The following is a 12,683-nucleotide window of genomic DNA, read 5'->3' as shown; positions in this document are numbered from 1 at the left end:
CAGGACGACGTGCGAAGCGTTGCAGCACCGTTGCGTGCGCACGGGCGGCGGTAGGGTCGCGGCATGGCGGAGCATCGGCGCGGGGCGAACCTGCCGTCGATCGGCGGCTTCAACCGCACCGTCGTGCTCGACGCCGTCCGCCGCTCGCCCGACGGGCTGAGCCGCGTGGAGCTCGCCGCGAGCACGGGCCTGAGCGCCCAGACGGTGTCGAACGTCACGCGCTTCCTGATCGAGGCCGGCATGATCGTCGAGTCCGGCACCGTGGTCGCCGGCCGTGGGAAGCCCCGGACGATCCTGCGGCTCGAGGCGACGAGTCGGTACGCAGTCGGTGTGCACGTCGACCCCGCGGTCGTCACGTACGTGCTCCTCGACCTCGCCGGCAGCGTGGTCGCCGAGACCACCACGTCGACGCCCTCTGCGGACGACCCCGCCGAGGTCGTCCGGACCATCGCGACCGCCGTCGACGGCCTCGTCGCGGACGCCGGTGTCGCAGCGGAGAGCGTGCTCGGCGTCGGCATCGCGAGCCCCGGGCCGATCGACGTCGACGCCGGCGTCGTGCTCGATCCGCCGTTCCTGCCCCGCTGGCGGGACGTGCCGCTGCGCGACGCGCTCGCCGAGGCGACCGGCTTCCCGGTGCTGCTCGAGAAGGACGTCACCGCGGCGGTCGTCGGCGAGATGTTCCTGGCGGGGGAGTCCTCGGCGCGGAACTTCGCCTTCGTCTACTTCGGGACGGGGTTCGGCGTCGGGCTCGTCGTCGACCACGAACCCGTCCGCGGTACCGGCTCGAACGCGGGCGACGCCGGGCACATCATGGTCGACCAGGGGGCGCTCGCGGGGACCCCCGACGGCTCCGGTCCGCGGGGTGAGGTCGGGGCCGCGGTCGCCCCGGCACGGCTGGTCGAGGTCGCGCGGGACCGCGGGCTCCGGCTGCCCGGCGCTGCTCGGGCGGACGACGTCACCGCCGTGCAGCGGGCCTGGGACTCCCTCGGCGAGGCGATCGCGTCCGGCGACGAGGTCGCCTCGGGACTCGCGGCCGACGCCGGGACCGTCATGGGCCGGGCCGTCGTGGTCATCGTCAACCTGCTCGACGTCGACCGCGTGGTCTTCGGCGGACCGTTCTGGTCGCGCATCGCCCCGGTCGCCCTCCCGGCGGCGCGGGCCGCGATCACGGGGTCGCCGCTGCTCGTCCCGAAGCACCCGATCGCGGTCGTGGACAGCGGGCGGGGTGCGGACGTGGCGGCCGTCGGCGCCGCGTGCCTCGTGCTCGACGCGGCGCTGTCACCGCGCGCGAGCGCGCTGCTCATCCGCCGCTGACCCGTCGACGCGGGTCGACAGGAGCGGCTGGCCGACGACCCGCCGGTGACCGCGTGCCGTACGGGAGGCCCTGGGCGTGCCCGCCCCGCGCCTCCCGTCCGGTCGTCCGTCGACCGGGAGGCACGGTGACGGTCCGCCCCGCGCCTCCCGTCCGACGATGGGCCGTCAGGCCGCGCCGAGCACCCTCCGCCACGCCGCCGTGAGCGTGTCGTACTCCTCGTCCGTCAGGAGGTCGCGGACGCCGGTGGCGAGGACCGCCGAGCGGACCGCTTCCTCGGCCCCGGCGCGGTCGCGGAGGTGTGCACCGCCGTGCTTGACGGCCTTGCCGGCCTCCTGCGCCGCCTCGATCTCGTCGACGCGACCGGCCTCGCCGGCGGCGTCGAGTGCGTGCTTCCACGCGGCCAGCAGGTCGGCGTTCGTCACCATCCGGCCGTCGGCGCCGCCCTGGATCGCGAGCGAGGCGCTCGCCTCCGGCACCACGATCTGCTCGTCGGCCTTCCAGACGACGTCGAGCGCCTCGGCCTCCTCGGCGGTGATCTGCCCGGCACGCTCGATCATCGACTGCAGTGCGGTGTTGCTGGTGTCGTCCGTCACGGTTCCCTCTCCGACCGAACGCGCTCGCGTGGTCGCTCCCATCCTCCTGACGCCTGCTGGGAGGACGCGGCACCGGTCGTTCACCCGGCAGCCACCGGCCGGACGCCGGGATGCTGAACAGTCGTGCAGGTCCCCCTGACCTCCCCGAGAAGGATCCTGCATGCACACCCCCGCCCTGCGGCTCGGTGCCGGCCTCGCGACGGGCATCGCCCTCGCCGCCGGCGTGCTGACCGCGACCCCCGCCGTCGCCGCGGTCGGTGACGACGACCCGTCCGTCGGCGCCCGCGTCACCACCGGTCCCGCCGCCGGGCTCGCGATCAACGAGGTGGAGTCGAACGCCGACGACACCGACTGGGTCGAGCTGGTGAACACCTCGTCCGCCGTGATCGACCTGAGCGGCTGGCGCTTCCTCGACTCCGACTCGTCGCACCCGGCGTACACGCTGCCGCAGGGCTCGACGATCGCCGCCGGCGGATACCTCGTCGTCGACCAGGAGACCACCACCCGGTCGGGCTTCGACTTCGGGCTCGGCGGTGCCGACTCGGTGCGGCTGTACGACGCCTCCGGCACGCTGACGCTGCGGTACGCGTGGACCACGCACGCCGCCGTGACGTACGGCAGCTGCCCGGACGGCTCCGGCGCGCTCGTGGACACGACCGCGTCGACGAAGGGCGGACCGAACGACTGCTCGTCGCCCGTCCGCATCAACGAGGTCGAGTCGCAGGGCGGCACCCCGGGTGACTGGGTGGAGCTGACGAACGTCGGGACGACCACGGTCGACCTCGGCGGGTACGTGCTGCGGGACGGCGAGGACGACCACGTGTGGACGGTCCCCGCCGGCACCACCGTCGCGCCGGGCGGGTTCACCGTGCTCGACGAGGTGCAGGCCGGTGAGGACTCCGGTACCGCTCCGGGGGCCGGGGCCGGGGCCGGGTTCGGCTTCGGGCTCGGGAAGGCCGACGGTGTGCGGCTCTCGGATGCCCGCGGTGTCCTGGTCGACGAGTACTCCTGGACCGCGCACGCCGCGACCACGTACGGCCGGAACCCCGACGGCACCGGCGCGTTCGCCGAGACGGCCGAGCCGACGAAGGGCTCGACGAACCGCTTCGCCGGCGTCGTCACCGCCGAGGCGTGGCCCGGCGGCCCGGACGAGACCGTCCTGGCCGCCGAGGACACCTTCACCGGTGACCTGAGCGGCCTCGACTGGACGTCCTCCGCCTCCTCGCAGGACGGGCAGCTCTGGGCCGTGCAGAACGGGGACGGGCTGCTGTACCACCTCGTCCCGGACGGCCGGGGTGGCTGGGCCCCGACGAACACCGCGGGCGTCGACCTGCGGTACACCGACGGCACCGGGACGCCCGACGCCGAGGGCGTCACCGTCACGGCCGACGACCCCGGCGCGGTGTACGTGTCGACCGAGCGCGACAACGACGTGTCGAAGGTGAGCCGCCCCGCCGTGCTGCGCTTCGCGACCGCGGACGGCTCCGAGTCGGTCCTGCGCGCCACGGACGAGTGGGACCTCGCCGCGGACTTCCCTGGCCTGGGCGCGAACGCCGGGCTCGAGGGCGTGACCTGGGTGCCCGACGCGTGGTTGACGTCCCGCGGGTTCGTCGACCAGCACACCGGTGCGACCTACGCGCCCGCCGCGTACCCGGGGCACGGCGAGGGGCTCTTCCTCGTCGGCGTCGAGGGCACGGCGAGCGTCTACGCCTACGCGCTGATGGACGACGGCTCGTCCCAGCGCGTGGCCACGATCGCGACGCCGTTCTCGCTCGTGGCCGAGGTGCAGTTCGACCCGACGCTCGACGCGCTCTGGGTCGTGTGCGACGAGGCGTGCTCCGGCCGCACCGCGCTGTTCGACGTGCAGGACGGGGCGTTCACGCTCGCGTCGCTGTACGAGGCCCCGGCGAACGCCGACCGGACGCTCGCCAACGAGGGCTTCGCGATCTCGGGGCGCTGCGTGGACGGTGCTCGGGCGACGTTCTACGCCGACGACAACGACACGAACGGCGTTTCGCTGCGCACCGGGACGTACCCGTGCGACGCGGTGGAGGAGCCGGGTGACGGCGACGGCGGGGCGCCTGCGCCGGGTGACGGGGAGACGCCCGCGCCGGGTGACGGCGGCGGCAGCACCCCGGCTCCGGGCACGGGTGGCAGCAGCCCGGCCCCGGTCCCGACGACTCCGGTCCCGACGACCCCGGTCCCGACGACTCCTGGCCCGGCGGCCCCGGTCCCGACGGCTCCGGGTCCGGCGGCGCCCGCGGCTCCGGTCGCGCCGGACGTCTCGGCGCTCGTCGACGGGAACCGTGGTTCGGTCTCCGCGCCGTCGAACGTCCGTGCGGGCAGCTCGCTGACGATCGACGTCGGGACGCGGTACGCCGGGCAGCGCGTCGCGGTCTGGCTGTTCTCCGAGCCACGACTCCTCGGGACGCCGGTCGTCGCCGCGGACGGCACGGTGACGGTGGTCGTCCCCGCCGACGTCCCGGCAGGGCAGCACCGCATCGCCGTGGCCGCGTTCGACGGCACGGTGCTCGGGTGGACCCGGGCCACGATCGACCCCGCGACGGGGTCGCTCGCGTTCACCGGTGCCGAGCTGGGCGGTGGGATCGCCGCGGCGCTCCTGCTCCTGGCAACCGGTGCGGGTGTCCTCGTGACACGCCGTCGTCGGACGGTCGGCTCGCCGGCCTGACGCTGCGCGACCCGACCGACGCCCCCGTCGTCCCACCGGACGGCGGGGGCGTCGGTGTCTCCGCGGGGCGTCTGTGCACCGCGATGGCGTCGGTGTCTCCGCGGTAGCGTCGGGGGATGCGCTCCGAGGTCCTCCGCTACACCGCCTTCGCCGCCGAGCCCGGGGGCGGCAACCCTGCGGGGATCGTGCTCGACGCCGAGGGGATGACCGACGACGAGATGCTCGCGGTCGCGCAGGAGGTGGCGTACCCCGAGACCGCCTTCGTGGTCGCGCGGACGCCGGACGGCGCCCGGGTGCGCTACTTCTCGCCGGCCGCCGAGGTCCCCTTCTGCGGACACGCCACCGTCGCCACCGCCGTCGTGCTCGCCGAGCGCGAGGGGACCGGGGCCCGGGTGTTCTCGACGGCCGCGGGGGACGTCGCGGTCGACGCCACGACCGCACCCGACGGCAGTGTCCAGGTCGCGATGACGAGCGTCGAGCCGTCGACCCGTCCGATCGATCCCGTCCGGTGGGAGCGGCTCGCCGCCGTGCTCGGGCTCGTCGACGGTGACGTCGCCGAGGGGTTCCCCGTGCTCGAGGCCTCCGCCGGCAACCGGCACCCCGTGGTCGTGCTCGCCGACGTGGAGCTCTTCCACCAGTTCCGCTTCGACCCCGCCGCGCTCGCCGCACTCAAGCGGGAGTACGGGTGGGAGGGCACCGTCACCGTCCTGCACCGGACGGGTCCGCTCGAGTTCGAGGCGCGCAACCTCTTCCCCGTCGGCCGGATCACCGAGGACCCGGCGACGGGCTCGGCGGCGGCCTCGACCGGTGCGTACCTGCGTGCGGTCGGCGCGGTGTCGCCCGGGGCACGCGTGGTGATCCGGCAGGGTCGACACGTCGGGCGTCCAAGCGTGCTGCTCGTCGACGTGCCCGAGTCCGGCGGCATCACGGTGACCGGCGGCGCCACCCCCATCGCCTGACCCGGGTTCGCTGCCCGTTCCTTCCCATTGCACGTGCAGTGGGAAGCGCTTCCGCGCATAGGGGGTCGTCCCAGCCGTCCTCCTACGCGCGGTTCGTCCTCCTACGCGCGGTTCGTCCTCCTACGCCCGCGCCCGCGGGACCGTTGCCGACCCGTGACGGAAAGTGCTTGACACGATTAAGTCCATCCGTTGTACTAATCCTGCGCGCGGGTGACGGAGCCCGCGGACATCCCGTGCAAAGGAGCACCGATGAAACGCCGCACCCGAATCATCGCCGGACTCGCAGCCGTGGCAGCCGCCGCGGTCGGGCTGGCGGGTTGTTCCAGCTCGGGCTCTGCCTCGAGCGACACGATCAAGATCGCCTACCAGAAGTTCGGTGCCTTCCAGCAGCTCGACGCCCAGATGAAGGTCGTCAAGCAGGAGTACGAGAAGGCCAACCCCGGCAAGAAGGTCGAGCTCGTCCCGATCCAGGCGCAGGAGGACGACTACGCCACGAAGCTCGCCCTCATGAACCGCGCCCCCGCGACCGCCCCCGACGTCATCTACGAGGACACCTTCCGCATCAAGGCGGACGCCGACGCCGGGTACCTGCTGCCGATCGACCAGTACACGGAGAAGTGGGACGAGTGGGACCAGTTCTACGACAACGCCAAGCAGGCCGGCGAGGGCGAGGACGGCAAGATCTACGGCGTCCCGATGGGCACCGACACCCGCGCGCTCTGGTACAACAAGGACAACTTCGAGAAGGTCGGCCTGCCGGTCCCGTGGGAGCCCAAGACCTGGGACGACGTGCTCGCAGCGGCGAAGACCATCAAGGAGCAGGACCCGGACGTCATCCCGTTCAACATCTACTCCGGCAAGGCACAGGGCGAAGCCTCGACCATGCAGGGCTTCGAGATGCTGCTCTACGGCGCGGACGGTGACGGCAACACGCTCTACCAGGACGGCAAGTGGGTCGTCGGGTCGAAGCAGTTCGAGGACTCGCTGCAGTTCATCGAGGACGTCTACCAGGGCGACCTCGGCCCCACCCCGCAGCAGGCGCTCGACACGAACATCGGCACCACGATCACGCAGACGTGGCTGCCCGAGGGCAAGCTCGCCATCGACCTCGACGGCTCGTGGCAGTCGGGCACGTGGCTCGAGACGGGCACCGCTCCGTGGAAGGAGTGGAACGACGTGATGGGGCAGGCGCCCTTCCCGACCCAGAACGGCCAGGAGCCCGGGTACAACTCGATGTCCGGCGGGTGGACGCTCTCGGTCGGTGCGAAGTCGAAGGACCCGCAGGCCGCGTTCGACTTCATCACGATGTTCCTCGACAAGGACGGCTCCATCAAGTACGACGCCGAGAACAGCCAGATCGCCGTCCGCAAGGACGTCGCCGAGGACCCCGAGTACACCGGCGCCAACCCCACGTTCGAGTTCTTCTCCGGCTTGGTGGAGCACACCAACTTCCGCCCGGCGACGAGCGAGTACGCGCAGGTGTCGAACGCCATCCAGGTCGCGATGGAGTCCGTCATGACCGGCCAGCAGTCGCCGTCCGAGGCCGCAGCCGTCTACGACAAGGCCGTCGAGGGCGTCGTCGGCAAGGACGGCACCGTCGCTGCCGGTCAGTGACGTGACCGTCTGACGGACGGGAGGCGCGGATCACCCCGTGCACCGCGCCTCCCGTCCGACCCACCCCACCTTCGGAACCCCTCCGCACCCGGAAGGCATCCACGTGTCCAGCACCCCTCTCGCGCCGACGCTGTCGGCGCCCGGCGCGCCGAAGCGCACCGAACCACCCGTGCCGCGCAAGCGGCGGCCCCTCCGGAACGCGACGCGGGTCGTCCCGCTCCTGCCCGCCGTGGTCCTCCTCGTCATCTTCCTGCTCGGGCCGGTCATCTCGTCGTTCTACGGATCGTTCACCAACGCGGCCCTGACCGGCGTCGACGCCGCGAACCAGCAGTTCGTCGGGTTCCAGAACTACGTCGAGCTCTTCCAGGACCCGGACTTCCCGAAGTCCGTCGTCCTGACGATCGTGTTCCTGCTCGCGTCCGCCGTCGTCGGGCAGAACGTGCTCGGTCTCGGTCTCGCGCTCCTCATGCGCAGCGCGAACAAGGTCGTCCGCGCGGTCGTCGGCACGTTCGTCGTCGCCGCATGGGTCCTGCCGGAGATCGTCGCCTCGTTCGCCGCGTACGCCTTCTTCCACGACGAGGGCACGCTCAACTCGTTCCTCGCCTCCATCGGGATCAGCGGGCCGAACTGGCTCTACACGTACCCGATGATCGCGGTCATCCTGGCGAACGTCTGGCGCGGTACCGCGTTCTCGATGCTCGTCTACTCGGCGGCCGTACAGGAGGTCCCCGAGGAGATCACCGAGTCCGCCGAGGTCGACGGCGCCACCGGCTGGCAGCGCCTCGTCTACATCACGTTGCCGGTGATCCGTCGGTCCATCTCGACGAACCTCATGCTCACGACACTGCAGACGCTGTCGGTCTTCACCCTCATCTTCGTGATGACGGGCGGCGGGCCCGGCACCAACTCGTCGACCCTGCCGATCCTGGCGTACCAGGAGGCGTTCCAGTTCTCGCAGCTCGGCTTCGGGACCGCGATCGCGACCATCCTGCTCGTGGTGGGGGCGGTCTTCTCGATCATCTACATCAAGGCACTGAAGCCGGAGGTGGACTGACCATGGCCCTCACCGCTGACCGTCCCGTGTCCGACACCCGGTCCGTCACCGCGCCGGGCGCCCTGCACATGACCTCTCCGCGGGGGCGCACCCTCCGCTGGGTGTCGAACATCGTCCTGCTCGTCATCGCCGTGTGCTTCGCGGTGCCGCTGCTCTGGCTCGTGCTCGCCTCCGTCGACGCCCAGGCCTCGCTGTCCGTGAAGATCCCGTCGCAGTTCACGCTCGACAACTTCACCCAGGTGCTCACCCCGGAGCTGTCGTTCATCCCGCTCGCGAACAGCCTGCTGCTCTCCGGCGGCACCGCGGTGGTGACGGTCGTCGCGGCACTCCTCGCCGCGTACCCGCTGTCCCGGTACAAGATGCGGGTGAACAAGCCGTTCCTGTACAGCATCCTGTTCGGCACCGGCCTGCCCATCACCGCGATGATGGTGCCCGTCTACGCGCTGTTCGTGTCGCTCAACCTCATCGACAACATCTACGGCTGCATCTTCTTCCTCGCCGCCACGAGCCTGCCGATGGCGATCTGGATGGCGAAGAACTTCATGGACTCGGTGCCGATCTCGCTGGAGGAAGCGGCGTGGACGGACGGCGCCTCGATGTTCACCACGCTGACGCGCATCGTCGTGCCGCTCATGCGTCCCGGGATCGCCGTCGTGTTCATCTTCGTGTTCATCCAGGCGTGGGGGAACTTCTTCGTCCCCTTCGTCCTGCTGCTCTCGCCCGACAAGGTGCCCGCCGCGGTGAGCATCTTCAACTTCTTCGGGCAGAACGGGGCCGTCGCCTACGGGCAGCTCGCCGCGTTCTCGATCGTGTACTCCGTGCCGGTCATCGCCCTCTACGTGCTCGTGTCCCGCGGCCTCGGTGGGGGCAACGCCCTCGCCGGCGGCATCAAGGGCTGACCGCGCCCCACGCTCGCCGGGCACCACGCCCGACCGTCCCTGCTGGAAAGGAACCACCTCCATGCACCACGACGAACCCCTCGTCGAAGCTCGGATCGCCCGTCTCGTCCGGGACCGCATCGACCCCGCCGTGCACCGTCGCTCGGCTCCGGTCACCGTCGACGCCTGGCAGGTGCCGGACGAACCGGTGCCGTTCGCCGAGGCCGTCGCAGCCGAGTACACGCCGTTCCGCGTCGGTGACGCCTGGGGAGCGCGGCCGTGGGGGACCACCTGGTTCCGCGTCCGCGGCACCGTGCCGGACGACTTCGGCGTCGACCCCGGCACCACCGTCGAGCTCCGGGTGGACCTCGGCTTCTCGAAGCGGCAGCCCGGGTTCCAGGCCGAGGGGCTCGCCTGGCGCACCGACGGCTCCACGATCAAGGGCATCGAACCGCGGAACGACACCGTGCCCGTCGAGGTCGGCCCCGGCGGCACGTTCGAGGTCTACGTCGAGGCCGCCGCGAACCCGGACATCGGTGGCGACGACTTCCAGGGGGCGACCCCGCTCGGTTCGAAGACCACCGCCGGCACGGAGCCGATCTACCGGCTGCGCGCGCTCGAGCTCGTCGAGCGCGACGACACCGTGTGGGAGCTGCAGCAGGACGTCTGGGTGCTCCGCGGACTCATGGCCGAGCTGCCGACCGACGGCACCCGGGGCGCGGACATCCTGCGCGGGCTCGAACGTGCGGCGGACGCCCTCGACCCCGACGACGTCGCCGGCAGCGCTGCCGCGACCCGCGAGGTGCTCGCGCCGCTGCTCGCCGTGGGGGCGGCCGGGTCCGCCGGGCGCGCCGTCGCCGTCGGGCACGCCCACATCGACTCCGCCTGGCTCTGGCCCGTCCGCGAGACGATCCGCAAGTGCGCGCGCACGTTCTCGAACGTGCTCGACCTGATGGACCAGGACCCCGACTTCACCTTCGCCTGCTCGTCGGCGCAGCAGTACGCGTGGATCCGTGACGGCTACCCGTCGATCTGGGCGCGCATCAAGCAGCGCGTCGCCGAGGGGCGGTGGATCCCGGTCGGGGGCATGTGGGTCGAGTCGGACACGAACCTGCCCGGCGGTGAGGCCCTGGCCCGCCAGTTCGTCGCGGGCAAGCGGCTCTTCCTCGAGGAGTTCGGCATCGACACCCCCGAGGCCTGGCTGCCCGACTCGTTCGGCTACACCGGAGCCCTGCCGCAGATCGTCCGCGCCGCCGGGTCGAAGTGGTTCGTCACGCAGAAGCCCTCGTGGAACGAGACGAACGTCATCCCGCACACGTCCTTCCACTGGGAGGGCATCGACGGCTCGCGCGTCCTGACGCACCTGCCCCCGGCGGACACCTACAACTCGGACGTCTCGGCGGCCGACCTGCACCGCGGCGAGCGCGGGAACAAGGAGCGCGGCGTCGCGAACACGTCGATGCTGCTCTACGGGTTCGGCGACGGCGGTGGCGGACCCACCCGCGAGATGGTCGCGGCAGCACGGCGCCAGCACGACCTCGACGGCTCGCCGCGGGTCGACCTCGGCACCCCCGCCCAGGTCTTCGAGGAGCTCGAGCGCGTCCTGCCGGAGCCCGCCGTGTGGTCGGGGGAGATGTACCTCGAGTTCCACCGCGGCACCTACACGTCGCAGATCCGCACGAAGCAGGGCAACCGGCGCTCCGAGCACCTGCTCCGCGAGGCCGAGCTCTGGGCGGCCACCGCTGCCGTGCGACTCGGCGCCGAGTACCCGTACGACGAGCTCGAGTCCGTCTGGCACACCGTGCTCCTGCAGCAGTTCCACGACATCCTGCCGGGGTCGTCGATCGCCTGGGTGTACGAGAACGCCGAGGCCGAGTACGCCCGGGTGGCGGAGGTGCTCGAGGACCTCATCGGTGCCTCGACGACCGCGCTCGCGAGCGGTGGTGCGCCGGCGCTCGCCGGGGTCGGGGCGTCCGCGACCGCGTTCGCCGGGGACGGTGGGGCGCCGCTCGACGCTCCACGTGCTCCGGGTGCCGCCGGGACCGGGGGCAGCGCCGAGGACGGGACGGTCGTGCGCTTCAACGCCTCGCCGGTCGCAGCGGGCGGGGTGACCGCCCTGGGGGGTTCCGCCGTCTCGGCGACGGAGGCCGTGGCTCCCGTCCGGAGCGGTGACCGCTTCGTCCTCGACACCGGTGTCGTCACCGCGACCGTCGACGCGGAGGGCCACGTCGTGTCGTTCGTCGACCACGCGACCGGACGCGACGCGATCGCGCCCGGCGCTGCCGCCGCGCAGTACACGGTGTTCCGCGACACCCCGAACCAGTGGGAGGCGTGGGACATCGATCGCGCCTACCAGCGCAGCGGGACCGTGCTGGCGGCGGCCTCCGTCGAGGTGGTCGGCGATGCGCTCGTCGTGATGCGCCCCTTCGGCTCGTCGTCGGTGACCACCCGGTACTCGGCCGTCGCCGGGCAGCCGGAGCTGCACGTCGAGACCGAGGTCGAGTGGCACGAGCAGCAGAAGCTCCTCAAGCTCGCGTTCCCGCTCGACGTCCGGGCGTCCGTCGCGTCGAGCGAGATCCAGTTCGGGCACATCGACCGGCCGACGCACCAGAACACCTCGTGGGACATGGCGCGCTTCGAGACCGCCGCGCACCGGTGGGTGCACGTCGCCGAGCCCGGCTTCGGGGTCGCGGTGGCGAACGACTCCACGTACGGCCACGACATCACCCGCTCGACCCGGGCCGACGGCGGGACGACGACGCTGGTGCGGGAGTCCCTGCTGCGCGCGCCGACGTTCCCGGACCCGCACGCCGACCAGGGGCACCACCTCTTCCGGACGGTGCTGCGCGTCGGGGAGTCCGTGCTCGACGCGGCGGACTCCGGGTACCGGCTCAACCTGCCGGTGCGGTCCGTGCCGGGGTCGGGGTCGGCCGACGTGTCGCCGCTGGTCGTCGTGTCCTCGCCGCAGGTGCTCGTCGAGGCCGTGAAGCTCGCCGAGGACCGCTCCGGCGACGTCGTCGTGCGGCTCTACGAGGCCTCGGGCGGTCGGGCGTCGGACGTCGGGGTGTCGTTCGGGTTCGACGTCGCTTCGGTGGAGGCCGTGGACCTGCTCGAGCGGCCGCTCGGCTCGGGGACGTGGGCGGCCGGGGAACCCGTCGTGCTCACCCTGCGCCCGTTCGAGATCGTCACGCTGCGGGTGCGGCGGGCCTGAGGCCACGCCGACCCCGTGGCAGCGGGGCGGCGGCGCTGGGCCCGAGGCAGCGGGGCGGCGGCGCTGGGCCCGAGGCAGCGGGGCCGGCAGAGAGACAGCGGCGCCGGGGGAGCACGGGTGCGTTCCCCCGGCGCCGCGTCGCGCTTGGGCCAGGCTGCGCCTCGCTGGGTTGTGCTGGCCTCCCGCTCGTAGAAGGCCGATCCGCGTGTAGGAGACCGAATCGCGCAAAGGGGACCGTTCCTTCCCGCTCCCCATGCGCGATCCTGCCTCGTACTGCGCGTGTGATGGGCTCGAAGGAACGTCCTGCACAGACGCAGCGGTCGGGAGGCTCGTCCACATCGTGCGGGCATGCTGGCCTGTGCAGTCCCGC

At 72.3% G+C, this 12,683-nt stretch carries 8 protein-coding genes; 7 read left to right on the top strand and 1 reads right to left on the bottom strand.

The window, feature by feature from the left end; all coding sequences use genetic code 11:
- Window positions 1–63: 63 nt before the first annotated feature.
- Window positions 64–1,314: an ROK family transcriptional regulator gene (locus J2X59_RS12955; RefSeq protein WP_066656834.1), complete on the top strand. Its 1,251-nt coding sequence runs from the start codon at window positions 64–66 to the stop codon at window positions 1,312–1,314.
- Window positions 1,315–1,479: 165 nt separating this feature from the next.
- On the opposite strand, the gene J2X59_RS12950 is transcribed toward J2X59_RS12955, so the two are convergent.
- Complete coding sequence (locus tag J2X59_RS12950; protein ID WP_209685343.1) at window positions 1,480–1,908, bottom strand: hypothetical protein; 429 nt, start codon at window positions 1,906–1,908, stop codon at window positions 1,480–1,482.
- Window positions 1,909–2,068: 160 nt separating this feature from the next.
- Here J2X59_RS12950 and J2X59_RS12945 point away from each other — a divergent pair, with 160 nt between their 5' ends.
- The 6 genes from J2X59_RS12945 to J2X59_RS12920 all read left to right on the top strand — a co-directional run bounded on the left by J2X59_RS12945 (window position 2,069) and on the right by J2X59_RS12920 (window position 12,313).
- Window positions 2,069–4,597 (top strand): lamin tail domain-containing protein, encoded by a 2,529-nt coding sequence (locus tag J2X59_RS12945; RefSeq protein ID WP_326496958.1) that lies wholly within the window; start codon window positions 2,069–2,071, stop codon window positions 4,595–4,597.
- A 116-nt stretch (window positions 4,598–4,713) separates the two neighbouring features.
- Window positions 4,714–5,556, top strand: coding sequence for a PhzF family phenazine biosynthesis protein (locus J2X59_RS12940; RefSeq protein WP_326496957.1), 843 nt, complete (start codon window positions 4,714–4,716; stop codon window positions 5,554–5,556).
- A 249-nt stretch (window positions 5,557–5,805) separates the two neighbouring features.
- Window positions 5,806–7,170 carry an extracellular solute-binding protein gene (locus tag J2X59_RS12935; protein ID WP_326496956.1) on the top strand — a complete coding sequence of 455 codons (1,365 nt, stop codon included), beginning with the start codon at window positions 5,806–5,808 and terminating at the stop codon, window positions 7,168–7,170.
- Window positions 7,171–7,273: 103 nt separating this feature from the next.
- Window positions 7,274–8,224: a carbohydrate ABC transporter permease gene (locus J2X59_RS12930; RefSeq protein ID WP_081985112.1), complete on the top strand. Its 951-nt coding sequence runs from the start codon at window positions 7,274–7,276 to the stop codon at window positions 8,222–8,224.
- Window positions 8,225–8,226: 2 nt separating this feature from the next.
- Entirely contained in the window at window positions 8,227–9,123 is an 897-nt protein-coding gene (locus J2X59_RS12925; protein ID WP_442781436.1) for a carbohydrate ABC transporter permease, read from the top strand.
- Between the two features lie 61 nt (window positions 9,124–9,184).
- Complete coding sequence (locus tag J2X59_RS12920; protein ID WP_326496955.1) at window positions 9,185–12,313, top strand: alpha-mannosidase; 3,129 nt, start codon at window positions 9,185–9,187, stop codon at window positions 12,311–12,313.
- Window positions 12,314–12,683: the final 370 nt, after the last annotated feature.

Source organism: Curtobacterium sp. 260 (assembly GCF_030803485.1).
GTDB lineage: Bacteria > Actinomycetota > Actinomycetes > Actinomycetales > Microbacteriaceae > Curtobacterium.
Note: the sequence above shows the minus strand (reverse complement) of the source record. Positions and strands in the feature narration are given on the sequence as shown.